This window comes from Streptomyces sp. NPDC002845, assembly GCF_053591955.1.
Map to the genome: position 1 here is coordinate 1 of NZ_JBSFUU010000072.1, position 23,629 is coordinate 23,629.

The 23,629-nt window shown below is 71.2% G+C and carries 20 protein-coding genes and 2 pseudogenes; 10 read left to right on the forward strand and 12 right to left on the reverse strand.

Features of this window, described 5'->3' with window-relative positions; translation table 11 throughout:
* Positions 1-150: pseudogene (locus tag ACWD3C_RS36550) on the forward strand (IS701 family transposase); the annotation flags it as partial.
* Positions 151-257: 107 nt separating this feature from the next.
* On the opposite strand, the gene ACWD3C_RS36555 reads toward ACWD3C_RS36550, so the two are convergent.
* Complete coding sequence (locus ACWD3C_RS36555) at positions 258-1,397, reverse strand: aminoglycoside phosphotransferase family protein (RefSeq protein ID WP_451150897.1); 1,140 nt, start codon at positions 1,395-1,397, stop codon at positions 258-260.
* A gap of 232 nt (positions 1,398-1,629) precedes the next feature.
* Here ACWD3C_RS36555 and ACWD3C_RS36560 point away from each other — a divergent pair, with 232 nt between their 5' ends.
* The gene (locus tag ACWD3C_RS36560; RefSeq protein WP_451150899.1) at positions 1,630-3,117 is read left to right on the forward strand and encodes a DNA-binding protein NsdB; all 1,488 of its coding nucleotides are present in this window, start codon (positions 1,630-1,632) and stop codon (positions 3,115-3,117) included.
* Between the two features lie 32 nt (positions 3,118-3,149).
* Here ACWD3C_RS36560 and ACWD3C_RS36565 read toward each other — a convergent pair whose 3' ends face one another.
* Positions 3,150-4,589 (reverse strand): PP2C family protein-serine/threonine phosphatase, encoded by a 1,440-nt coding sequence (locus ACWD3C_RS36565; protein ID WP_451150901.1) that lies wholly within the window; start codon positions 4,587-4,589, stop codon positions 3,150-3,152.
* A 484-nt stretch (positions 4,590-5,073) separates the two neighbouring features.
* On the opposite strand from ACWD3C_RS36565, the gene ACWD3C_RS36570 reads away from it, so the two are divergent.
* A complete protein-coding gene (locus ACWD3C_RS36570) occupies positions 5,074-5,487 on the forward strand; it encodes an SsgA family sporulation/cell division regulator (RefSeq protein WP_451150903.1) in 414 nt (137 codons plus the stop codon).
* Positions 5,488-5,520: 33 nt separating this feature from the next.
* Here ACWD3C_RS36570 and ACWD3C_RS36575 read toward each other — a convergent pair whose 3' ends face one another.
* The 3 genes from ACWD3C_RS36575 to ACWD3C_RS36585 all read right to left on the reverse strand — a co-directional run bounded on the left by ACWD3C_RS36575 (position 5,521) and on the right by ACWD3C_RS36585 (position 8,997).
* A complete protein-coding gene (locus ACWD3C_RS36575; RefSeq protein WP_451150905.1) occupies positions 5,521-6,624 on the reverse strand; it encodes a baeRF3 domain-containing protein in 1,104 nt (367 codons plus the stop codon).
* Between the two features lie 61 nt (positions 6,625-6,685).
* Positions 6,686-7,213 carry a DUF4232 domain-containing protein gene (locus tag ACWD3C_RS36580; protein WP_451150907.1) on the reverse strand — a complete coding sequence of 176 codons (528 nt, stop codon included), beginning with the start codon at positions 7,211-7,213 and terminating at the stop codon, positions 6,686-6,688.
* Between the two features lie 140 nt (positions 7,214-7,353).
* Positions 7,354-8,997: an alpha/beta fold hydrolase gene (locus ACWD3C_RS36585; RefSeq protein WP_451150909.1), complete on the reverse strand. Its 1,644-nt coding sequence runs from the start codon at positions 8,995-8,997 to the stop codon at positions 7,354-7,356.
* A gap of 300 nt (positions 8,998-9,297) precedes the next feature.
* Between ACWD3C_RS36585 and ACWD3C_RS36590 the strand changes: the two genes are divergently transcribed.
* A complete protein-coding gene (locus ACWD3C_RS36590) occupies positions 9,298-9,993 on the forward strand; it encodes a chaplin (RefSeq protein WP_451150911.1) in 696 nt (231 codons plus the stop codon).
* A 54-nt stretch (positions 9,994-10,047) separates the two neighbouring features.
* Here ACWD3C_RS36590 and ACWD3C_RS36595 read toward each other — a convergent pair whose 3' ends face one another.
* Entirely contained in the window at positions 10,048-10,593 is a 546-nt protein-coding gene (locus ACWD3C_RS36595; RefSeq protein ID WP_451150913.1) for a nucleoside deaminase, read from the reverse strand.
* 132 nt (positions 10,594-10,725) lie between these two features.
* Here ACWD3C_RS36595 and ACWD3C_RS36600 point away from each other — a divergent pair, with 132 nt between their 5' ends.
* A complete protein-coding gene (locus tag ACWD3C_RS36600) occupies positions 10,726-11,511 on the forward strand; it encodes a GNAT family N-acetyltransferase (RefSeq protein WP_451150915.1) in 786 nt (261 codons plus the stop codon).
* A 135-nt stretch (positions 11,512-11,646) separates the two neighbouring features.
* Here the strand turns inward: ACWD3C_RS36600 and ACWD3C_RS36605 are convergent, their stop codons facing one another.
* The 5 genes and pseudogenes from ACWD3C_RS36605 to ACWD3C_RS36625 form a co-directional block, all read right to left on the reverse strand.
* Positions 11,647-11,910, reverse strand: a complete 264-nt coding sequence (locus tag ACWD3C_RS36605; RefSeq protein ID WP_451150917.1) for a GlsB/YeaQ/YmgE family stress response membrane protein — start codon at positions 11,908-11,910, stop codon at positions 11,647-11,649.
* An 82-nt stretch (positions 11,911-11,992) separates the two neighbouring features.
* On the reverse strand, positions 11,993-13,816 hold the full coding sequence (locus ACWD3C_RS36610) for a GNAT family N-acetyltransferase (protein WP_451150919.1): 1,824 nt from the start codon (positions 13,814-13,816) through the stop codon (positions 11,993-11,995).
* Between the two features lie 53 nt (positions 13,817-13,869).
* Entirely contained in the window at positions 13,870-15,189 is a 1,320-nt protein-coding gene (locus tag ACWD3C_RS36615; RefSeq protein WP_451150989.1) for an amylo-alpha-1,6-glucosidase, read from the reverse strand.
* A 420-nt stretch (positions 15,190-15,609) separates the two neighbouring features.
* A pseudogene (locus ACWD3C_RS36620) lies at positions 15,610-15,915 on the reverse strand (glycogen debranching N-terminal domain-containing protein); the annotation flags it as partial.
* Between the two features lie 377 nt (positions 15,916-16,292).
* The gene (locus ACWD3C_RS36625) at positions 16,293-17,642 is read right to left on the reverse strand and encodes a mucin-1 (protein ID WP_451150921.1); all 1,350 of its coding nucleotides are present in this window, start codon (positions 17,640-17,642) and stop codon (positions 16,293-16,295) included.
* A 181-nt stretch (positions 17,643-17,823) separates the two neighbouring features.
* On the opposite strand from ACWD3C_RS36625, the gene ACWD3C_RS36630 reads away from it, so the two are divergent.
* The 5 genes from ACWD3C_RS36630 (at position 17,824) to ACWD3C_RS36650 (ending at position 23,056) form a co-directional block, all read left to right on the forward strand.
* Positions 17,824-18,843: a LacI family DNA-binding transcriptional regulator gene (locus ACWD3C_RS36630; RefSeq protein ID WP_451150923.1), complete on the forward strand. Its 1,020-nt coding sequence runs from the start codon at positions 17,824-17,826 to the stop codon at positions 18,841-18,843.
* Positions 18,844-18,940: 97 nt separating this feature from the next.
* Entirely contained in the window at positions 18,941-20,284 is a 1,344-nt protein-coding gene (locus ACWD3C_RS36635) for an ABC transporter substrate-binding protein (RefSeq protein ID WP_451150925.1), read from the forward strand.
* A 64-nt stretch (positions 20,285-20,348) separates the two neighbouring features.
* On the forward strand, positions 20,349-21,347 hold the full coding sequence (locus ACWD3C_RS36640) for a carbohydrate ABC transporter permease (protein WP_451150927.1): 999 nt from the start codon (positions 20,349-20,351) through the stop codon (positions 21,345-21,347).
* Between the two features lie 2 nt (positions 21,348-21,349).
* Positions 21,350-22,204, forward strand: a complete 855-nt coding sequence (locus ACWD3C_RS36645; protein WP_451150929.1) for a carbohydrate ABC transporter permease — start codon at positions 21,350-21,352, stop codon at positions 22,202-22,204.
* Positions 22,205-22,258: 54 nt separating this feature from the next.
* A complete protein-coding gene (locus ACWD3C_RS36650; RefSeq protein ID WP_451150931.1) occupies positions 22,259-23,056 on the forward strand; it encodes an ArsR/SmtB family transcription factor in 798 nt (265 codons plus the stop codon).
* 69 nt (positions 23,057-23,125) lie between these two features.
* Here the strand turns inward: ACWD3C_RS36650 and ACWD3C_RS36655 are convergent, their stop codons facing one another.
* On the reverse strand, positions 23,126-23,566 hold the full coding sequence (locus tag ACWD3C_RS36655; protein WP_451150933.1) for an SPW repeat protein: 441 nt from the start codon (positions 23,564-23,566) through the stop codon (positions 23,126-23,128).
* Positions 23,567-23,629 lie beyond the last annotated feature (63 nt).

The window sequence follows — 23,629 nt, forward strand, 5'->3', positions numbered from 1 at the left end:
CTGGCTGTTCTCCGCGCCACCGTCATCCCGATGCCCCGCCGCGACCTCGACCACGTCCTGCACTGGTCCGCCTGGCGCCGCCGGCACCAACACCGCGCTACCGCCTGCCACCGGCACTGGAACAACGTCACCGCGGCGGCGACTACGTAACCCGACGACCAAGATCAAGACTTACAGCTGCCGTGACTGTTCAGCAGAGATGACGAAGGTCCGCGGCGCGCCTCTGTCCAGGGCGTGCCGCGGACCGTCGTCCCCCGTCAGCGAGTGCCGACCGCCGCGCGGACGGCCCGTCGGGCCAGCTGGCAGTCGTCGTGCAGCCGCCTGAGCAGCAGCCGTTGTTCCTCGCCGGACGGCGCAGCACTCGGGTGGGCCGGTCCCGGTGCCGCCGGGGTCGCGTCGTGCATCGAACGCTGCACGGCTGTCTCGTAGGTACGGATCTCACGCGTGAGGACGAGCATCAGGTTCACCAGGAACGCGTCGCGCGCCGCCGGACCGGCCGACTGGGCGAGCTGACTGATCTGGCGCCGCGCGACCGAGGCGTCCCCGAGCACGGCCCACAGCGTCGCCAGGTCGTAGCCCGGCAGGTACCAGCCGGCGTGCTCCCAGTCCACCAGCACTGGACCGGCCGGTGAGAGCAGGATGTTCGCCAGCAGGGCGTCGCCGTGGCAGAACTGGCCCATGCCTTGGCGGCCCGCCGCGTGCGCGATGCCGTGCAGCAGCTTCTGGAGATCGCCCATGTCCCGGTCCGTGAGCAGTCCCAGCTCATGGAAGCGGGAGATCCGCTCCGCGTAGTCCAGCGGGGCCGCGAAAGTCCCCGCCGGGGGCCGCCACGCGTTCAGCCGGCAGATCGCGCCCAGCGCCGCCCGGATGTCCGCGCGGGGCGGGGCCTCCACGGGATGCCGCTGGAGGGCGGCCACCCGGCCCGGCATCCGCTCGATCACAAGGGTGCAGTTGTCCGGGTCCGCCGCGATCAGCCGTGGCACCCGGACCGGCGGCCGGTGCCGTACGAAGCTGCGGTACGTGGCTATCTCGTGCCGGACCCGCTCCGCCCAGATGGGGGACTGGTCCAGTAAACACTTGGCGACGGCCGTGCTGCGTCCCGTCGTCCCGACGAGGAGCACGGAGCGGCCGCTGCGGCGCAGCACCTGTACCGGAGTGAACTCCGGGCAGATGCGATGCACCGAAGCGATCGCGGTGCGCAACTGGGCGCCCTGAGGGCCGGACAAGTCGAGTCTCCCGCTGAGCGGCTGGGTGCCGAGCCCGGGAACGCGCCGCGCCGGTCCGCCACCGAGCACGGGGGCCGCCGGGCGCGCGGGGTCGAGATAGGGGCCGCTGCCCGCCGGGCGGGGACGCGGCGACCGGGGCGGAGCGGACACGGAGGACGATGCTGCGTACATGGGCGGTACAGATCCCTTCGTGTGCCTGCGAGTTACGCGCTACCCGCCCCGGCCGCCGTGGCGCACCCTGGGGAATGCTCCTGCGGCGACCGGGTCGGGGTGGCGCGTTCCTACCTGACACCGGATGCCCACTGGCACACCATCTGGCGCACCCTGGCGAAGCCTGGCGAATAGTCCCGCAGCATCTGACAGGGGGTTACTGTCAACTCAGCCGAGTACCTGGGGGCTTGACGTGAGCGGACAACCCAACACCCGTCTGGCGGACCTGTTCGGCCTGGCCGGCTGGTCCAAGGGCGAGCTCGCGAGGCTGGTCAACCGGCAGGCGGCGGCCATGGGCCACCCCCAGCTGGCGACCGACACCTCGCGGGTGCGGCGGTGGATCGACAGGGGAGAGATCCCGCGCGATCCGGTGCCGAGGGTGTTGGCGGCGCTGTTCACCGAGCGTCTCGGCCGTGTCGTGACCATTGAGGATCTCGGTCTGGTCCGGCACGGGCGCGCGGGAAAACGGCAGGGCGGCGGGAACATCGAGCATCCCGACGGAGTGCCGTGGGCGCCCGAACGGACCGCCGCGGTCCTCACCGAATTCACGGGAATGGACCTCATGCTCAACCGACGCGGCTTGGTGGGCGCGGGTGCCGCGCTCGCCGCGGGATCAGCACTCAGCAGTGCCATGTACGACTGGCTGCACACCGATCCGGCCCTCACTTCCGACGCTCCCCGATTCGACCAACCCCTGCACGCCGATCCCGCCGGGTTCGACCGATACGAGGCCGCCCCCATCGGGTGGCAGGAGATCGAGGAACTGGAGCGTTCGGTCGAGGTGTTCCGGGCCTGGGACGCAGCCCGCGGCGGCGGGCTGCAACGCAAGGCTGTGGTGGGACAGCTCAACGAGGTGGGAGGCATGCTCTCCTACCGTCACCCCGACCCTCTGCAGCGGCGCCTGTGGGGCGTCGCCGCCAACCTCGCCGTCCTCGCGGGCTGGATGTCGCACGACATCGGCCTGGAGCCCACGGCACAGAAGTACTTCGTCATCGCCGCCCACGCCGCGCGCGAGGGAGGTGACCGGCCCCGCGCCGGGGAGGCGCTCTCCCGCGCCGCCCGCCAGATGGTGCACCTGGGCCGGCCCGACGACGCACTCGACCTCATGAAGCTCGCCAAGTCCGGTTCCGGCGACGAGGTGCTGCCGCGCACCAGGGCCATGCTCTACACCATCGAGGCCTGGGCACAGGCGTCCATGGGCAAGGGCCAGGCCATGCGGCGCACCTTGGGCGAGGCGGAGGAACTCTTCGTCTCCGACCGGGGCGATGTACCGCCACCGAGCTGGATGCAGATGTTCGACGAGGCGGACATGCACGGCATGCAGGCCCTCGCGTACCGCACCCTCGCCGAACACGAACCGGGCGCGGCTCTCATCGCGCAACGCCATGCGAAGGAGGCGATCGAGCTGCGGCAGGAGGGCCGGGACCGCTCGATGATCTTCGACCACATCTCGCTGGCGTCGGTCTGCTTCATCGCCGACGACCCCGAACAGGCGGCCGGCTACGCCCGCCTGGCCCTGTCCTCGATGGGATCCAACTCCTCCCACCGCACCTGGGACCGGCTGCGCGAGATGTACCGGCTCACCGCGCAGTACTCCGGCTACCCGAGGATCCAGGACCTGCGTGACGAGATCAAACTGGCGCTGCCCAGGCCGAAGGGCGGCAACAGCGCGCGGGTGTAGTCGGCGCGTGTGTATCAGTCGGAGGTCCCGGTTCAGCCAACCCTGGCGACGAGCACGCAGGCGTCGTCCTCGCGCTCGGTCTCGCCGAACTCCTCGACAACTGTCCGTACGCAGTCCTGCGCCGAGCGGGCTCCGCCGAAGCGCGGGGCCAGGTCGAGCAGCCTCTGGACGGCCGCCGTTCCTCCTTGAGGCACCAGTCCGTCGGTGTGCAGGAGCAGCAGGTCGCCCTGTTCGAGGGTGACCTCGGCCTGCCCGTAGGCGGCTCCCGAGGTCGCCCCGAGCAGCACGCCGTCCGGTGCTGTCAGCACGCACCCCGTCCCGTCGCGGAACAGCAGCGGGGCGGGGTGTCCTGCCCGCGCCCAGGTGAGGGTGCGACTCCGGGGCCGGTAGCGGCAGCAGACGGCGCTGCCGAGGGCCGGCTGCACGGTGGCATCGAGCAACTGGTTGAGCCAGCCCATGAGCTGGGCCGGCCTCGCGCCCGCCACAGCCATGCCACGTACGGCGCCGATCAGCGTCGCCATGCCCGAGGCGACCGCCACGCCGTGCCCGGTGAGGTCGCCGATGCTCAGCAGTGTCTCTCCGTCGGGCAGTTCGAGGGCGTCGTACCAGTCACCGCCGATCAGCGCGCTCGTCGAGGACGGCAGATAGCGGGCCGCCAGGTCCAGCGTCTGCGGACCCTGCCGCGGGAGCCGCAGGGAGCCGCGCCACGGCGGCAGCACAGCCTCCTGCAGCTCGACCGCGAGCCGGTGCTCGGTCTGGGCGATGTGCCGCTCACGTTGCAGCGAGTCACGGGTCTCGCGCACCGTCCGCTGGCTGCGCCGCAGTTCGCTGACGTCCCGCAGCACGGCCCACATCGAGGCGGTACTGCCGTCGGCGTCGAGCACGGGTTCGCCCATCATGTGCACCGTCCGCACCCCGCCCTCGGGGCGCACGATCCGGAACTCCCCGTCGATCGGCCTCGCGTCGATCAGACAGTCCGTCACCATCGCCGTCAGCCGGGACCGGTCCTCGTCCAGCACCAGCGACGGCAGCTCGTCCAGGGTGAGCGCCGGGGCGGCCGGGTCGCGGCCGAGGATCTGGTACAGCTCCCCGGACCAAGTCGCCTCGTCCGTCAGCAGATTCCACTCGGCACTGCCGACCCGGCTGAGCAGCGACCCCCGCCGGGGCTCGGCCGACGCGGCCGGTACCTCCGGCATGCCGGGAGCGGCTTTGGCGGGTTCGGCCGGTGATACGGGGGGCGGACCGTCCCGCAGCTGTGCCAAGTGCTCGTCCACATCGCTGAGCTGATGCAGCGCCAGATCGCACAGCGCGCGCTGCCATCGGCCCTCCGGGTCGGTACCGTCCGCGGGCGCGTCACGCCGTACGGCGTCCACGTCGCCCCGCAGCCGCCGCGTCTGCGAGATGAGCGCGTCGACCGTGCCGCGACCGGGCGGCTGGGCGGCGGAGCGATCCGCAGAGAGATGGGACGGCATGACGTACTCCGATACGGGACGGTACGACCAAGGCTGACGGAAGGACCGGTTACGACTGTTGCACAGCCTGCGACGCGCTGTAAGGGATTTGGCAACACGCGATGCGTAGATGCATCTGGCATATGCCGCAGTCCTTGCGAATGGAACGAGTGGCATCGATGCGGTACGCGTCCACGGTGCTCAAGTAGTAGGGCACGTACGCGACTTGACGGGTTGACGGAGTGATCCGACGCCACTCTCAGGCTTGCGTTCGAGGGTCATGTGTGCGACGGCGTCGTGGCTACGGAGCGTGGCATGCGCGGATGGGCCGCGCCAGTGCCGAGCCGAGTGGCCCACGGGTCCGGTGGGACTCGCACGCGATGTCCGGGCGGTGATATGGGTCACATTGGTCAATCCGGGAAAGCGCGTGCTGCGAAAACCCTCCGCAAGGCCGAACAGACATACCGGCAACCCCGGCCGGCCGTCACCCGAAGCGGAGTCCCTCATGCACATCACCCTGGAGCAGTCCGCCCGTCCCCGCCTGGTCACCGCCGAGGAGCGGGAGCTACCGGTGCCCGCCACCCTGCGCTACGACTCCGGCGACCCACTCGCCGTGCACATCGACTTCCCCGCCGATGTCGCCCTGGAGGGCGAGAGCGTGACGTGGACCTTCGCCCGCACCCTCCTGGAGGAGGGCCTGCGCACCCCCGCCGGGACCGGTGACGTGCGCATCCGGCCGTGCGGCCGCTCCCTCACCGTCGTGGAACTCCACTCGCCCCACGGCCTGGCCCTGACCCGGTTCGACACCCCGGCCCTCCGCGGCTTCCTCCTCCGTACGTACGCCGTTGTCGCGTCCGGGAGAGAAGACCTGGACGGGGCCGTCGACCGCGGTCTGACCGTCCTGCTCGGCGGAGTCTGACGCGCGGCCGTCGAGCCACGGGCGCCATCGCCCTCAGTAGCGCAGGACTCCCGCGATTCCGTCCGCGTCGCCGAGCGTGCCGTCGGGTACGAAGCGGACCTCGGCGCCCGTGTCCAGGCAGCGCTCGACGATCTCGTCCACGACGTCCTCGCGGGTGTCGAGGTCGCCGCTGTCGGCCGGGACGAGGTGGTCGCCGCCGTCGTCGCGGACCGTGACGCGGTAGTTCTCCTCGACGGCGAGCAGGCGGATGCGGCCCTCCTCCGCGTTCTGCCAGACCTCGTCGACGCCGGCGGCGAACTCCTTGCGCCCGCGGGCGGTTTCGAGCTCCCGGGCCACGGAGGCGACGTTCTTCCGGGTCTCGGCGTCGACCACCGGCCGAATCGCCTGCCACACGGCATCCGCGGTGCTGTGCGCGAGACCGCCGTGCGGGATGTGGGTGGCCTCCTTGGAGGCGGAGGCGGTGCCGACCTCGTCGAGGGCCGACAGCGCGGCGGTCTCGCCCGTGACGTACAGAGGCCGGGGCCGCTCGCGCAGCAGGGCGGCCATCGCGGTGTCGGCGTCGCGCAGGAAGCGGCGGGTTCCCTCGTCGAGGAAGGTGCTCGGCACGTCGCCGACCCGCTCCTCGCGCTCGACGTCCCAGTTCTCCGGGCGCCGGTTCAGCGGAAACCCTCCGGTGCGCTCCTCCACGACGCGATCGACGCCGCCGTTCCAGAGGGTGACCCGGTCGATGGAGACCGACAGGACCCAGAACGGCTGCTCGGCGGCCTGCGCGGCCACCAGGTTGCGGGTGAGGAAGGTGTCCGACAGCACCACCCGTTCGGGCACCGTGCGGGCCAGCGACCAGACCTGGTGCTCGCCGGGCGCGGCGAAGATGACCAGACCGTCCTCGGTGTGCCCCAGGTCGACCTCCGCGAGGGCGAGGTCGAGCTGCTGGGCGACGTCGTTGCGCCGCTCCCGGGTGACCGAGGGATCGGCCTCCAGCTTTTTCTTCGCCTTGGCCAGCACATTGCGCAGCCGGACGGGATCCTGCGCGTTGTCCGGCTCGCGGCGGTGCGTCGGAGCCAGCACGGACACGGCGGGGTACGGCCGCGGTCGGCGCAGTTCGATGAGGGTCGCGGGACTGAGAGCGTGCTCCATGACTTCACGATAGGACCGATTCGCGTATCGGGCATATGGGGCGCCGGAGGCTCGGCAGCCCTTACTTCGGTGCGTTCTCCAGTGCTTTGTCGGAGGCGGCCATCGACGGCTTCCACCAGGTCGTCACCGGCTCCCAGACCAGTACGGCGTCACCCGCGCCCAACTGCTCCGCCGTGAAAGTGCGGCCGTAATAGGCCGGGTTGGCCGAGACGGTGATCGTGTCCACGCTGCGGGCCTGAGGGTCGGCGGGGTCGGCGATGGTGCGCACGGCCGCGTACGCCGACCTGCCCGCGCCGAGCCGGTACGGACCGCTCTCGCCCGCGGGCACCGGCAGGGCCGCACCGTCGAGGTCACCGAAGGTGACGGTGGGGATGCGGTCGACGGTGCAGGAGCGGGCCGCGCCGTTGGTGACGCTGATGTGCGCCACGGTCGGGTCCGCGGACTGCCGGGCCCGCACCGTGAGCACCTTCTCCGGGCAGACGGCGGGCTTCGTGGCGGCCGGAGCGGCGGAGGCGGCCGCGCCCGGCGGTACGGCCACGAGCAGCGCACCGGCAGCGGCGGAGAGGGCGACGGCGGAACGAATGCGCATGGGTTGACGCATGGGTTGAATCCCCCGGTTTCGGTAATAAGCGTTGCTTACAGCTCTGGTGTGCATAAAAGTGACGCACACCCAGTGTGACGCGCGGGCCGTACGAAGGGTGCCGGGCGTCCCCGTAACGGGGCCGGTACTCAGTCGTCGGGCCCGCAGGAACTCCCGTTGTCCGGAAGGGACCCGTACAGCAGGAAGTCGTCGACCTTCTGGTGTACGCACTTCGACGACGCGTACCCCGTGTGCCCCTCGCCCCTGTTGTCGAGGACGACGGCCGAGGAGCCGAGCCGCTTGGCGGTCTCCACGGTCCAGCGGTACGGCGTGGCGGGGTCGCCCCGGGTGCCGACGAGGAGCAGCTTCGGCGTCTCCACGTCGCGCACCTCCTCGCGTATGAAGTCGGTCCCCTTGGGGCGGCCGTAGCACATCAGCACCTGGGTGAGCCGGTACGGCCCGAAGACCGGGGAGGCGTGCTCGTACGAGGCGCGCAACCGGTCGATGTCCTTGACAATCCGGTCGGCGCTGGGGCGGTCGGGGTCGTCCGCGCAGTTGATCGCCATCAGAGCGGCCCAGAGGTTGTCGAAGGGAACCTCGTCCTCGTCGACGAGTCCGGCGTGACCGCCGGTGGGGCTCGGACTGGTCTGCCCGGTCGGCTCGGTCGGCTTGATCTGCCCGGTCAGTGCGTTCGGCGCGTTCGGTGTGCCAGGTGCGTTCGGTGTGTCGGGTGCTGCGATGCCGCCGCCCGCCAGCGCCATCACACCCCGCGTGTCGCCGTCCATGACGAGCAGGTTGAGGGCCTGGGTGAGCGCCGGCCACAACTGCTCGCTGTACAGGGCCTGGCTGATGGCCCCCACGAGGTCCTGGCCGGAGAACTCCTGCCCGAAGCCCGCCGGGACCGGGTACTCGTCCAGCGTCTCGACCAGCTTCACGACCTGCTCGCGGGCCGAGCGTGTGTCCTGGCCGAACGGGCACGTCACCTCCTCGGTGCACGCGTCGAGATAGCCCTCCAGCGCGGTCTGCTGGCCCTCGGCGCCCACCAGGCCCTGCTCGGACAGGGGTTCGGTGAGGGTGTCCACACCGTCCAGGACCATTCGCCCGACATTCTCGGGGAACTGCGCCGCGTACACCGCCCCCAGCCGCGTACCGTACGAGAAACCCAGGTAGTTGAGCTTCTCGTCACCGAGCGCCGCCCGCATCACGTCCATGTCCCGGGAGGTGTTGACCGTGCCGATGTGCGGCAGGACGGGACCCGAGTGCTCGGCGCACTCGTCGGCGGCCCGCCGCAACTGCCTGAGCGCGGCCCGCGGATCGCTCGTGGCCTCGCCGCCGTCCGGCGTCCGAAGGGTCGGGTCGGTGCCCTCACCGCAGCTGACGGGGGAGGAGCGGCCGACGCCGCGCGGGTCGAAGGCGACCACGTCGTAGCCGTTCGTGAGCCCCATGAACGCGTCGCCCCCATAGGCCAGTTGAGGAACTCCCGACCCGCCGGGGCCGCCGAAGTTGAGCAGCACCGAGCCGCGCGACTTGCCCGTGGCCCGGTAGCGCGCCAGGGCCAGGTCGAGCGTTCCGGCGCCGGGACGCGCGTAGTCGAGCGGAACGGTCACCTTCCCGCACCGCAGGTCCTTCGGCATCTCCTCACCGCACGGGGACCACTTGATCTTCTGCTCGTAGAAGCGGGACAGGTCGGGCTCGTCGGGGGACGTGGCCATCGACAGCAGCCCGGCCGGCGGCAGCGCGAGTGCCGCGACCGCGGCTGCGGCGAGCGAGCGGCGTCTGTGCGTGGACCGCATGCATGCCTCCAGGGATGCCCGGCCGCGGGTCGGGGATGCCCCCTGGATCACGATAAGCGGGCACCCGGGGCCACGCCTCTCGGCGAGTGGAACGACCGGATCAGCCGCACCCTGCGGACCGACGCGCCGCGTGGCCTGCGCGCGCGTCGATGCCGTACGGCGGTCTCGATGATCGTTTCAGTTCGACAAGCAGGACACTCGATGGGGTGAAAGCCCGATTAGCCATAACTCCGATGGTTCGCCCGCGTTCTCACCGGTGCGGGCGCTTGCCCGCGTCCATCTCTGGAAGGCAGGGAACCTATGAGACGGGTGACCCGAAATGGAGTGATCGCCGCGGCCGCCGCCTCGGGCGCGATGGCCCTGACCGTCCCGGCGTACGCCGACTCCACGGCCGACGGCGCCGCGGCGGACTCGCCCGGGCTGATCTCCGGCAACACCGTCCAACTCCCGGTGCAGGTGCCCGTGAACGTGTGCGGGAACACGTTGAACGTCGTGGGGCTCCTCAACGCGGCGGCCGGCAACACCTGCGCTCACGCGGACCGCGGCACCGAACAGCACGGCGGCGCCGAGGCGCCCGGCAGCGGTGGCGGAGCCGTCGCCGAGGGCGGCGGAAAGGGTTCGCCGGGCCTGCTCTCGGGCAACGGCGTACATCTCCCGGTCGATCTCCCGGTGAACGTCAGCGGCAACTCCGCCACCGTGGCCGGCCTCGGCAACGCGGCCATCGGCAACGAGGCGACGAACACCTCCGGCGGCATCCCCGACCGCCCCGACCGTCCCGGCCATCCCGGTGAGCCAGCCCCGAAGCCGCCGGTCCCGCCGAAGGCGGAGCATCCCCCGGCGCCGAACCCCGAGCCCCACACCGCACCGCCGCCCACGACGCCCTCCCTCGCCCACACGGGCACGGACCACACGGTCCCGGCCCTCGCCGCGAGCCTGGCCCTGGTGCTGGGCGGCGCCGCGATGCACAGGCGCTCTCGATCCGCGGTGCCCCGCTGACCCGCTGACCGCTCAGACAGCGCCGGGTGGGGCGACATCGCCGTTCAGAGCGCGTTACCCGGTGGTGTTGCCCCCTTCGGGCGTGGCGTACGGCGTCACGACCCCGGAGGCGGAGCCGGTGGCGGACCCGTCGTGGAACCGGCGGTGCAGGGCGCGCACCTCCTCGGCCAGTTCCGGCACCGGCCCCTCGACGGTCACGCCGGGCGCGACCTCGTGGATCGGAAGGGTCCGCACCGGAGGCGCGGGCACCCCCAACTCGGCCAGCCAGGACGCGAGTTGCTCGGAAGAGGCGACGTACACGATACGTCCGAGGCCCACCCAGCCGTGGGCGGCCGCGCACATCGGGCAGTGCTCACCGGACGTGTAGACGGTCGCCGCCGCCCGCTCCTCCGGCGTCAGACGGGCCGCCGACCAGCGGGCCAGCGCGAACTCCGGATGCCGGGTACGGTCGCCGCCCGCCACCCGGTTGTGGTCCTCGGCCAGGACCGTGCCGTCGGCACCGACCAGCACCGAGCCGAACGGTTCGTCGCCGGCCGCCAGGGCTTCGGCCGCCAGCTCCACACAGCGCCGCAGGTACCGCAGCTCGGAGTCGTCCACCATGTCGTACGCACCCTTCTGGCGATCTCGTGACCCTCTGAACCTACGACGAAGTCTTGTGACCTTGCGGCGTGATGTGCAGAGGGGGCGGGTTATGCCGTTGCCCGGTGGGGCCCCAGGTGATGAAGTGACTGTATGGATCACAGTGGTGTGTTGGCCCTGTTTGACCGGGACATGCGAGAGAACGCGCGGCCGGACGCGCCCGGCGCGCGGATCGAGCGCGCCGACGGAGTGGTACGGCAGGTCACCGTCGACGAGCACGGTTGGAACGGGGTGCTCTGGTCGGACCTGGACGAGGCGATCGCGGACGCGGCGATCGACGCACAGATACGCTACTTCGCCGGGCTCGGCCGGGAGTTCGAGTGGAAGCTGTACGGGCACGACCTGCCCGTGGACCTCGGCAAGCGGCTCCGGGCGGCCGGGTTCACCGCCGAGCCCGAGGAGACGCTGATGATCGCCGAGTTCGGCGAGATGAACCTCGACGCCGAGCCGCCCGAGGGCGTCACCCTGGTCCCGGTGACCGACGCGGCCGGGGTCGATCTGGTCGCTGACGTCCACGCACAGGCCTTCGGCCGGGACAGCTCGCGCATGCGCCGCCGGCTCCTCGCCCAGCTGGCCGCCGACCCCGATACGGTCGTCGCCGTCGTGGCGCTGGCCGACGGCAGGCCGGTCAGCGCGGCCCGCATGGAGCTGATCGCCGGCACCCGCTTCGCCGGCCTGTGGGGCGGCGGCACCGTCGAGGGCTGGCGCGGCCGCGGCATCTACCACGCCCTGGTCGCCCACCGCGCCCGCGTCGCCGCCGAGCGCGGCTACCGCTACCTCCAGGTCGACGCCACCAGCCAGAGCCGCCCCATCCTGGAACGCCTGGGCTTCGCGGCACTGACGACCACGACGCCGTACGTCTCGCCTCCGGCACCGTAAAGGCGCGAAAGGCGCACCCCCCTCGGACACCGAGCACGGCTTGCCGCCCCGGCGGCCGAGCCGGTGCCTCGCGACGGTTGTGGGCCCGTCGTGCGCGGAACACCGGCCCCGCTCGCCGTACGCCACCTGTGGGCGTCAGCGCCGCCCCTTCAAGCGGTCGAGCGCCGCGACGCCCACTGCCGCGAGGCCGATCTGGATGAGCCACTCGCCCCAGTCGACCCCCTTGGTCTCGGCCACGTCGAACCCCTGGGCGATCGCGGTACCGAGCAGTGCGGCCGCGATGCCGACGAGGATGGTCCACAGGACGCCGATGCGCTGACGTCCCGGCACGACCAGGCGGCCGAGTATGCCGATGACGGTGCCGATGATGATGGCACTGATGATGCCGGAGATCTCCATCTCCACCCCTTTTCGTAGGGACCCGCACTTATGCGTGTTCCCGCTGGAGGCGGGTACAGTCCGTTCCGTCGGAGGCCGTTCGTCATCGATCCGTCCGGTCCGCCGGCCCCGGCCCGTCGCGGTGGCTCCAGATCCTCAGTACGACCTCGCGCCCCTTGGACGTACGCACCACGGGATCGTCGTCGGTCAGCTCGAACCCGGTCGCCTTGGCGACAGCTTCGCTGGCCGTGTTCCCCTCCTCGATGGACAGCACCACGCGCCGCGCACCCGTGTGCCGTACGGCGTACTCCGTCACCAGCCGGACCGCCTTGGAAGCCAGGCCCTTGCCGCGATGGGCGGGTCCGACACCGTAGGCGATCTCGATGTCCCGCTCGTCGGCCGCACCGCGGAACAACATGACTTCGCCCAGGGGTGGTTGACCGTCCGTGGTGATGGCCAACTGCACAGCGCGTTCCTCCGCCCGTTTCTGGCGGGCCGCGGCGATGTACGCGTGGGCGGCCTCGGTGTCGAACGGCGAGACCACCGGCGTCCACCGGTCGATCTCGGGGTCGTCGTACACCGCGACCATGGCCTGGACGTCGTCATCGGCCCACTCGCGCAGCCGCACGCCGTGGCCTTCGAGCCGGAAGGGCGAAGGGAAGGTCAAGGGCAGTTCGCTGTCCATGAGTTGATCCTGCCGCAGGCCGACTTCGTCTCGTCCGCCGGTGGCGAAGCCCGGATCCCCGGCGCATCGCACCGCCTTCCGGATCTCCGTGGCCGGATCCCCCTCGTGGTAGGGCCGCTCCGACGTCTCGATGCCGTCCAGGAAGTCCTGGTATCGGACTGCGTACGCGAGGTGCGCCAGCGGTTCGGCGAGCGCGAGGGCGCGGACCGGGTCGCTCGACGGCGCATGGGTCCGCCATGCGTCGGCCCAGGCGTCGACGGCCGTCGCGCGCACCGGCTCGGGGAGGAAGTCGTGCAGGCGCAGGACGTCCAGGACGGGGTTGCCCCAGAAGGCGTCGGCGAAGTCCACGACGACCGGCGGCCCGCAGTCCGCACGCCAGTTGCCGGGATGAAAGTCACCGTGCACGACCGTGTCCGGCAGACCGCACTGAGCGAGCAGGGCCCAGCCGTCGGCCAACTCCAGTGCCGTGGCGCGCTCCTGGGCGGTGATGCCCAACGGGACCGCACCGTCGAGGAGTCGACGGACGCGTGCGGCCAAGGTGCCGTCCCGTCCGTCCCGGAGCCCGGTCGGCCACCGGGACGCCAGGGCCGCCTGCGCGGCGACGAAACGGCGGACCCCGGCCTCGACCGTCGCGGGCGAGGCCTGCCAGCAGTCCTCGCCGGGGATGTGCTCCATGAGGACGCGCCGCTCGCCGGAGCCGAGGACGGTCGGCACCAGGCCCGGGTCCACGCGGGCGAACTCCGCGATGACGGCGGCCTCGTCGGCAGCGAAGTGCGGTGTCGCCTTGAGCCAGACCGGCCCCCGCTCGGTGGGCAGCCGGAACAGCCCGGCCAGGTTCCACGTACGCCGCTGCTCGACCGGACCGCTCACCGGCCGGCCCGCCGCGGCCAGCGTCCCGGACGCCCAGCCGAGCAGCTCCCGCAGGCCGTCGGCCCGGGCCCAGGGCGAACGGAGCTCCTCGTGCCCGTTCAACAGCCCCCGGTCGACGGGCCCTTGCTCCAGCACACCGGCAGCCGGACGTCTCAACGCCTCGACGTGGTACGTCACATGACCGTCCCGGCCGCTCTCACCCCCGTCGTTCTGCACGAGCCGCAGTACGAACACGGGCACCCCGAGTGCCGTCTCCAGCCGTTCGACGACCTGCCCGACCTCGGCCCACCACGGGACGTCCACGGGGAAGGGGCCCGTGACACCGAGGAAGTCCGCACCCGATGTCACCCATGCGCTCACTGTTCGACTCACCACGACAGTCTGAGGATCGCGACCGTCCCGGGCGAACGAATATTGCCTGTGGCTCAATGCGGCCGGGTGGAGGGGGCGCTGTTCTCGGTCACCCGTACATCCGCCGTGGTGGTGGTGTGGACGTGGCCCTGATGGTCGACCGACACATGCAACGGCTGCCCGGCGAGGGCCAGTTCGGTGATCTCCAGTGACCGGAACCGCGCGGGGACCGTGCCGCTGACGGTCAGTGTCCGGCCGGGTGCGTCGGCCCGGAGGCCGAGGACCGTCTGCAGGACGAGCACGGAGGCGGCGGCGGACCAAGCCTGGGGGCGGCAGGAGGCCGGGTACGGTGCGGGGTGGCGGGCCGAGGCGCGCGGTGTGCCGGCGAACAGCTCGGGCAGCCGGAAGTCGACGGCCGGTGCCGCTTCGAGAAGTCGCTCGGCGAGGCGGGCGGCGTGGTCGGGGAAGCCTGCGCCGGACAGGCCCTGTACGGCGATGGCCGTGTCGTGGGGCCAGACGCTTCCGACGTGGTAGCCGAACGGGTTGTAGCCGTCGTTGGCGCTGCTGTAGGTGCGCAGCCCGTAGGTGTCGGAGAGGTCGGCGGCGAGGAGCCGGTCGGCGACGAGTTCGCTCTCGCTCGCGTCGAGCAGGCCCGTGCCGAGCAGGTGGCCCATTCCCGAGGTGACGGAGTCCACCGGGCGCTTGTCGGCGTCGAGCGCGATGGCCGGGTAGGGGTCCTGGTCGTCGCTGACCCAGAAGTGCTGCCGGAAGGCGGCCTTGAGACGTTCGGCCCAGTCGCGGTAGTGCTGTGCGCCGGGCCGGCCGAAGGCGTCGAGCAGAGCGGTACCGTTGAGGGCGGCTTCGTAGGCGTATGCCTGGACCTCGCACAGGGCGATGGGAGGGGTGGCCAGAGAGCCGTCGCGGTTGCGTACCGCGTCGGCGGAGTCCTTCCATCCCTGGTTGGCCAGGCCGCTGCCGGTGGAGTCGATGTATTCCAGCAGCCCGTCCCCGTCCGCGTCGCCGTACCCCACCAGCCAGTCGAGTGCGGCTCGCAGGTGCGGGAGGAGTTCGGCGACTTCGGCCTCGGGCATGCCCCAGCGCCAGGCGTCGTGCAGCAGCGAGATCCACAGCGAGGTGGCGTCGATGGTCCCGTAGTACTGCGCGGGCAGGGTCGTCCCGCCGTCCAGTGCGAACTGCTCGGCGCGGACCTCGTGAAGGATCTTGCCGGGCTGTTCCTCGGTCGCCGGGACGACATGGCGGCCTTGACGGCGGGCGAGGGTGCGCGGGGTGCCGGCGGCGAGTCGGGTGCCCAGCGGCAGCAGCATGCGGGCCGTCCACAGGGAGTCGCGTCCGAAGAGGGTGAGATACCAGGGTGCCCCGGCACCGGCGAACACGTCCTGCGGGGCGAGGGGGTCGGCGAGCAGAGCCGGTCGAGGTCCTGCTGGGCCTGGGTCAGGAGCCTGGCGAAGTCGTTGTCGCCGGTGAGCCGGAGGTTCTGCCACGGCCGGCTCCGCTCGGGGGCGGGCAGGAAGGGGGCCGGGGTGTCGTCGTGGGCCTCGCCGGTGAGGTCGCAGGTCCAGCTCTGCCCCGGTTCCAGAGCGACGTCGAAGGTGAACACTCCTCGCGTGTCGTCGGCCGCGGTGTCCGTGCGGCCGCCGGAGGCGCCGAGGGTGAGCCGACCGGAGCCCTGGGCCCAGGTCAGTTGCCCGGGCCGGGCGGTCGGCCGCAGGGCCGGGAGGCGTTTGCCCGCCTGCTTCCATCGGGGCGAAGTCCGCTTCGGCTGTGACGCGCAGGCTCAGCCGGACGTGGAGCGAACCGTGGTTGACCACCCGCAGTGTCTCGGTGAAGGCGCCGGGTCGGACCCGGCGGTCGCGGCGCAGGATCACGGCGGGGTCGGGCGTGCTCTGCCCGACGTTGCCCACGACGGCCTCGAACGCCGCGGACTCGGCCGACCGGGCGCCGCCCCCGGCTGCGGCGAGCGGAACGCCGTCCACGGTGACGCGCAGGGTGTGCAGACAGCGCCGGTCCCGGTGGTAGAAGCCGTCGACGCGTGTGCCTAGGTCACCGCTGGTGCGTGAGGCGACGAAGGCCGGCGCCCAGAGGGGCAGAGCCTGTGTCATATCCCCGGCCGGGCGCACGCCGTCTGGCACGCACTCCCCCACTGCCTTAAGGACGTGGGGGGACCCCAGCCGCGTTGCCGAAAGACCCTAGTAGCTCAGCTACGAGGACCTTCCGGCGCCTTGCGATCGCACGCTCCCCCACTCTCGGCTGCGCTCGAGCGGGGGGACCCCCATGACGGCGTGCGCTGATCCGACCGGGGATATGACACAGGCTCTCAGGCAGGCGTCGTGCACGAAGGGCCACCCCTCGTATGCGAAGGACGCGTGCGGGGTGTGGTCCGTGCCGTGAGTCATGGTCGAAACCTTCGGCCTTCTGTCCGGGGTGGCGTCGTGTACGGCTCGGTCGCAGCATCGGTCCGGGAGCGTGCTCCCGCGTGCTACCGGGGTGAAGGGCCGGGCCAGACGGCCGAGGCGTCGTCGCGCCGGGGATCGGGCAGCCGGATCGGGCGGACCGGGATCGTACGGCTGCGCCCCTCCGTCACGGCTGTCCACGGGGCCGGGTGCCCGGAGTAGCACAGGGCCGTGAGGGCGAAGACGTCGTCGGCGTAGACCTCGACGTACTCGCCGATGGTGAGGACGCGCAGGGTGGCGGCGGGTTCGGTCAGGAGGGTCTCGCCGAGGCGCGTGCCGTCGGGCCCGGTGGCCCACAGGTTCTTGCCGTCGCAGCCCACGGCGAGGGCGGACCGGCCGCCGCCCGCCATGTCGGTGCGCAGGACGATCTCGACGGGCCCGGTGACACCGATGTCGCCGACCGCGTGCAGGACGGGCCGCTCCGTCTCCTCGCCGAGCCAGGTGTCCAGGCCGGGCCACCATTCCAGGCGTGGCGCACCATCGCCCTGCACGACAAGCGACTTGGGCTGGGCGAGCATGCCCCGGCAGCGGTCCCCGGCATCGGTGAGGCCGACCAGGCGGGGCGTGGTGTGCAGGACGACGCGGCTGCCGTCGGGCGCGGCGATGACGCGGGGGGCATAGGTGCCGGTCGGTCCGAGCGGGCCGCGACGGGTCCAGGGACCCCGCAGGGCCGGGGCGGTCCAGGCCTCGAAGCCGCGGGTGGCGCCGATGGAGCCGAGCAGCAGCCAGCCACCGTCGTCGAGGCGCTCCAGGACCGGGCACTCGAACTCGTCCACGTCGCCGGGTGAGATCAGCGGCGGGTGAACGGTCCAGTGCTCCAGGTCGTCGGAGGTGGCCCAGGCGACACAGCCGCCGACCTCGACCGGGAGGGAGGCGTCGTTGGCGCAGACGACCATCGCCCAGCCGTCCGTCTCGTCGTCGCGTACGACGAAGGGGTCGCGCCAGGCCATCCTCTCCCCGGTGCGGTACCAGCGCGGGTCCGCCTCGGCGACCGGCCCGGTGCCGTGGCGTCGCCAGCCGGTGCCGTCGGTGCGGTCGGAGTGGGCCAGGCCCACGCTCTGGAGCGGCCAGCCGCCCGGCGTCAGCCCGCTCACCCCGGTGTAGAACATCGCCATCGCGTCGCCGTGCCGGACGGGATGCATGGTCCACACCGCCTGCTGGTCGAACCGGCCGGGCAGACCGACCCCGAAGGCGGTGCCCCGCGGCTGCCAGCCGACCAGGTCGGTGGAGGTGGCCCGGCCGTAGGAGGTCTCCATCCGGAGATGGTCGAACTCGGCTGTCCACGGCCCCTGGAGGTGCAGCACCGCGTAGGTGCCGTCCTCGTCGCGCAGCAGGGCGAAGTCGTTCAGGCAGAGGCCGGGCGGGGCGTATCGCATGCAACAGTTCCTGTCGGCTCACAGCGCCCAAACGCATGCGCTGACCTTCGATAACAAAGCGATCTCTTGAGAATCGGCCCAAGTAAAACTGAACGCAAACGCTTGCGCAACAACGAGGGCGGGTTTACGGTCACGTCACCCACAGATCACACCGACGTGAAGCAACGGGAGGAACCGCGCCGTGACGGTCAGCATCACCGATGTCGCCAGCGCCGCCGGGGTCTCGGCGTCCACCGTGTCCCGCGCCCTGCGCGGCCGCCCGGGGGTGTCCGACGAGGTGCGGGACCGGATCACGGCCGTCGCCGCCGGGCTCGGCTACACCGCGTCCCGCTCGGCCTCCAGCCTGGCCAGCGGCCGCACCTACACCATCGGAGTCCTGGTCCCGTACGTGGGCCGCTGGTTCTTCGGCACCGTGCTGGACGCCGCCGAGCAGGTCCTCAGCGCCGCCGGGTACGACGTCCTGCTGTACAACCTGGGCTCACCGGAGGCACGCAAGCGCTTCTTCACCAAGCTGCCGGTCCGCAAGCGCGTGGACGCCGTGCTGTCGCTCCTCATCCCCGACCACGAGGAGTCCGCCGCACTGCGCTCACTCGGGGTGCCGCTGGCCACCACGGTCGGCGGCAGCCGGCCCGGCTTCACCGTGGTCGGCATCGACGACCGGGCCGGTACCGAGAGCGCCGTACGTCATCTGGTGAACCTCGGCCACCGCCGGATCGGCATGATCAGCGGAGCCAGCGGGCCGCTGCACTGGACCACCCCCGTCGAGCGGCGCAACGCGTACCTGAACGTCCTGGCCGAGGCGGGCATCGACCACGATCCGGCCTTGGAGGCGGACGGTGACTACACCGTCGAGGGCGGCGAGCGGGCCATGACCGAACTGCTGGCCGCCTCCCGCCCGCCGACCGCCGTGTTCGCGCAGTCCGACGAGATGGCGATGGGCGCGCTGCGCGCCCTGCGCCGCCACCGGCTGAAGGTCCCGGACGACGTGTCGGTCGTCGGCTTCGACGACCACGAACTCGCCGACGTGGTCGGCCTGACGACCGTCTCCCAGCCGGTCGCCGACCAGGGCGCCGAGGCCGCCCGGCTGCTCCTGCGCCAGCTCGACGAACCCGGCGCCGAAGCACCGGGGCAGGTGCGGATGCCCATCCGCCTCGTCCTGCGTGAGACCACCGCCCCACCCCGCCCGCGCGGACCGCAGTAACCCCCGTCCCCTGGAACCCCACACCCCCACGCCCTGTCAGCACCCCGTCCATGACACCCGTACGTCACACCCTCGCCACAGCACGGAGGCACAGCCCATGAGCTCGACCAGCAGAAGGTATCGCCGCACAGCCAGTACGGGCCTGGCCCTCGCCCTTCCCCTTGCGGCGCTGGCCGCCTGTGGCGGGGGCGGCGGCACCGACGCCTCGGCGGAGGCGGGCAGCGGCACGGGCACCATCAGCGTCTGGGCCCACCAGGGCCAGAAGAGCGAGGACGCCGCGGTGCAGGCCGCGGTGAAGTCCTTCAACTCCTCGCAGAGCGACATCAAGGTCGAGCTGAAGCTGATACCCGGCAACGACTACACCAAGACCATCACCGCCACCAACGCCTCCGAGCTGCCGGACGTGATGGAGTTCGACGGCCCGACCATGGCGAACTTCGTCTACAACGGCAAGCTCGCCCCGATCGACGACTACGTCTCCGCCGAGACCGTGGCCAACGCCACCGACGCGAGCAAGTCCCAGGGGGAGATCGGCGGCAAGCACTACGGCCTGGGCATGTACGACTCCGGCCTGGGGATCTACGGCAACAAGAAGCTGCTGGACGCCGCCGGGGTGACGTACCCGACGAGCGTGGACGAGGCCTGGACGGCGGACGAGTTCACCGCCGCGCTCACGGCGCTGAAGGCCGAGGACTCCGACGGCAAGACCCTCGACGTCCAGGAGAACAACGGATTCGCGACCGAGTGGGGCACCTACGGCTTCGCCCCGATCGTCTGGTCGGCCGGCGGCTCCCTGCTCACGGACGGCAAGGCGGAAGGCGGCCTGGACACCCCGGAGGTCGTCTCGGCCCTGAAGACCTTCCAGTCCTGGAAGACGTACGTCGACCCCAACACCGACGGCAACGCCTTCGCCAAGGGTCGCGTCGCGCTCAGCTGGGTCGGCCACTGGATGTACCCCGCCTACAGCGAGGCCCTCGGCGACGACCTGGTCGTGCTGCCGCTGCCGGACTTCGGCAACGGCCCCAAGACCGGCCAGGGTTCCTGGGCCTGGGGCATCGGCGCCGACACCAAGAACGCCAAGGCCGCCGGCGCCTTCATGGACTACCTCCTCAACGACACCAACATCGCCGCGATGACGACGGCCAACGGCGCCCCGCCCGCCACCAAGTCCGCGCTCGCCGCGAGTGAGCTGTACCAGGAGGGCGGCCCGCTCCAGCTCTTCGCCGACCAGCTCGCCAAGCCCTGCGGCGACAGCGGCATCAGCGCCTCCTGCGTCGCCGTCACCCGCCCGGTGACCGCCGGATACCCCACCGTCACCGCCAAGTTCGGCGAGGCACTGAACTCCGTCTACGGCGGCGCCGACCCCGAGGAGGCCCTGTCCAAGGCCGCCCGCGCCATCGACCAGGACTTCTCCGACAACGCCGGCTACGAGATCCCGTAGGACCCATCGGCAGGGGCGGGCCGCAGCACGCCGTGCCCGCCCCCGCCGGGAACAGGACCCGCCCGTGAAATCCGTCGAACCGGCGAACGCCGCACCCCCCGCCCGGGAGCAGGCCCCATCCGTGACCGCCGCCGAGCCCGCGCGTCCGGCGCCCTCCGTGCGCAAGAACCGCGAGTGGTTGCACGGGCTGCTCATGTCCACGCCCGCCGTCGCCGGACTCATCGCGTTCGTCGGCATCCCCTTCGGCTACGCCGTCGTCCTCTCCTTCTACAACGTCCGCCTCGGTTCCCCGCTGGAACCCACCTTCTTCGGCCTGGAGCAGTACCGGCGGCTGTTCACCGACCCCGACCTGTCCGGCCCGTTCCTGCGGGCGCTGCTGAACAACCTGACCTTCGCCGTGGTCGTCGTACCGGTCCAGACGGCTCTGGCACTCGGGCTGGCGATTCTGCTCAACCGCAAGCTCAAGGCCATCGGCCTGTTCCGGTCCTTCTTCTTCATGCCGGTCGTCTTCCCCATGGCGCTGGTCGCCGTGATCTGGCGTCTCATCCTCGCCCGCAGCGACCAGGGCATGCTCAACTCCGCGCTGGACGCGGTGAGTTTCGGCAACTGGGGCGCCTTCGACTGGCTCGGCGACTCCGCGACCGCGATGGCCTCGATCATCGTGCTGTCCATCTGGCAGGGCGTCGGCTTCCAGATGGTCATCCTCCTCGCCGGCCTCCAGCAGATACCGGGCGAGCTCTACGAGGCCGCCCAGCTCGACCGCGCCGGCCGCTGGCAGCAGTTCCGGCACGTCACCCTGCCCGGCATCCGCGGCACCCTCGTCTTCGTCGCCATGCTCACCTCGGTGCTCTCCTTCCGGGTCTTCGACCAGGTCTACGTCCTCATCGACGGCGGCGGCCTCAACGAGGACGCCACCCGCACCGTGATGTACCAGGCCGTCACCACCGCCTTCGACCAGAACAACGTCGGCCAGGCGGCCGCGATCACCGTCGTCTTCTTCCTGATCGTCGTCGTCCTGACCCTCATCCAGCGCCGCGTCGTCCGGCCCGACAACGAGGACTGACCATGAGCACGAACACGGCCCTCGCCCGCACGCCCCTGCGCCGCTTCCTCGACTACGCCGTCCTCAGCGTGCTGGCGTTCATCTTCGCGCTGCCCGTCCTCTACCTCTTCCTCGGCAGCCTCAAGCCGTCGGACGAAGTGCTGAACGGCCTGTCCGGCTTCCTGCCCACCCATCTGTCCTTCGACAACTACTCCGCCGTCCTGAGCAGCCTCAACTCCGACAGCACCGGCTACTTCTGGCGCTTCATGGGCAACTCGCTGCTGCTGGCGTTCGTCGTCGTCACCGGCGGCCTGTTCGTCAACTCGATGGCGGCGTACGGGCTGTCACGGCTGAAGTGGCGCGGCCGGAACGCCGTCTTCTCCGTCGTCCTGCTGCTGATGCTGGTCCCGTTCGAGTCGGTGGCCGTCCCGCTCTTCTACATGTTCAACGGCCAGCGCAACACCCTCTTCATCCTGGCGCTCCCCTTCATCGCCAACGCCTTCTCCGTCTACCAGTTCCACACCTTCTTCCGCTCGATCCCGCCCAGCATCGAGGAAGCCGCCCGCCTGGACGGCGCGGGTCCGTGGCGCACCTTCTTCGCGATCATCGTTCCGATGTCGAGGCCGGCGTTCGCCTCCGTGGCGATCCTGACCTTCCTCATCCAGTGGGGCTCGTTCCTCTGGCCGGTGCTGATGGTCTCCGATCCGTCGGTCCGGCCGCTGCCGCTGGAGATGAGCGTCTTCCAGTCCCAACTGCCTCCCGACTGGGGACAGATCCTCGCCTTCGGCGTCCTCCTGGTCCTGCCCGTGCTGGTCGTCTTCGCGTTCTTCCAGCGCTGGTTCGTCCAGGGTGTGGCCAGCTCCGCAGTCAAGGGCTGAGAGCCGTGAGGGCGTCCGATTGACATGCAGGTGATTACCTGCATAACGTTGGGTGTGCGATCAGAGAACGAGCCGGAGACGGACCTGGTCTTCAAGGCGCTGGCCGACCGGACGCGGCGGCGGCTCCTCGACCGGCTGCACGAGCAGAACGGGCAGACGCTCGGCGAGCTCTGCGCGCGCATCGACATGGCGCGCCAGTCGGTGACCCAGCACCTCGCGGTCCTGGAGGCCGCCAACCTCGTCAGCGCCGTGCGACGGGGACGGGAGAAGCTGCACTACCTCAATCCGGTGCCGCTCCACGAGATCCAGGAACGGTGGATCGCCACGTTCGAGGAGCCGCGACTGCGCCTGCTCGGCGCCGTCAAGCAACGAGCCGAGGAAGCCATGACCGACAAGCCGAGTTTTGTGTACGTCACTTACATCAAGAGCACGCCCGAGGCGGTCTGGGACGCGCTCACGGACGCCGAGCTGACGGCCGCGTACTGGGGCCACAGCAATGTGTCGGAGGACTGGCGGCCCGGTTCCCGCTGGGAACACCGGCGTACGGACGGGTCGGGCATCGCCGACGTCGTCGGCACCGTCGTGGCGAGCGAGCGGCCCACCCGGCTGGTCACCACCTGGGCGGACGACGCCGACGTGGGCGAGGAGGGCGGCGCGTCCCGGGTCACCTTCGACATCCAGCCGCACGAGGGCATCGTCCGGCTCACCGTCACCCACGAGAACCTCGCCGACGAGACCGCACGCGAGGCGGTGGCCACGGGCTGGCCGGCCGTCCTGTCCAACCTGAAGTCGCTCCTGGAGACCGGCAGCACGCTGCCGCACGAGCCGTGGCTGATGCCCGCGGTCCGGTGACGGAGCGTGAACGGCGACGGCCGACACGCCCGGGCGTGTCGGCCGTCCATACCCTCGCGGGCGTTCCTGTCACGTACGCGACGACGTGGTCCTCGCCGCCGTGCCCGCACACATCAGGCCCAGGATCAACGCCAGGGCGCCGATGATGATGTTGTTGAGCACGACACCGGCGTCCGGGCCCGCGCCCACGACCCACGGCGCGATGATCATCCAGATGCCCATCGCACACATGGCCCAGCTGAGGCCGTACATCCTCTCCGGCTGGCTGGTGAACCCGAGGGCCAGCAGGCCTATCGCGATACCCACGATCAGGTTGTGGGTCACGAGTGCGGGCTGGCTGGTCGTGTAGTGGACTATCCACGGGGATGCGGCGCAGTACAGACCGAGGAGGAACACCGGTCCGTCCACGAGCGCCACATCGCGACCACCGAGCACGCGGGCGTACCTCGCCCGCATTTCGGAAGCATCAGGGTGGGTGGCGATGTCACTCCTGTGCGAGACGTTGGGCATGACTCGTCTCCTTCGTTCTCTGCAGGCCTGACCGCGTCTGGTGTGGTATGCGGTAAGGGCCAC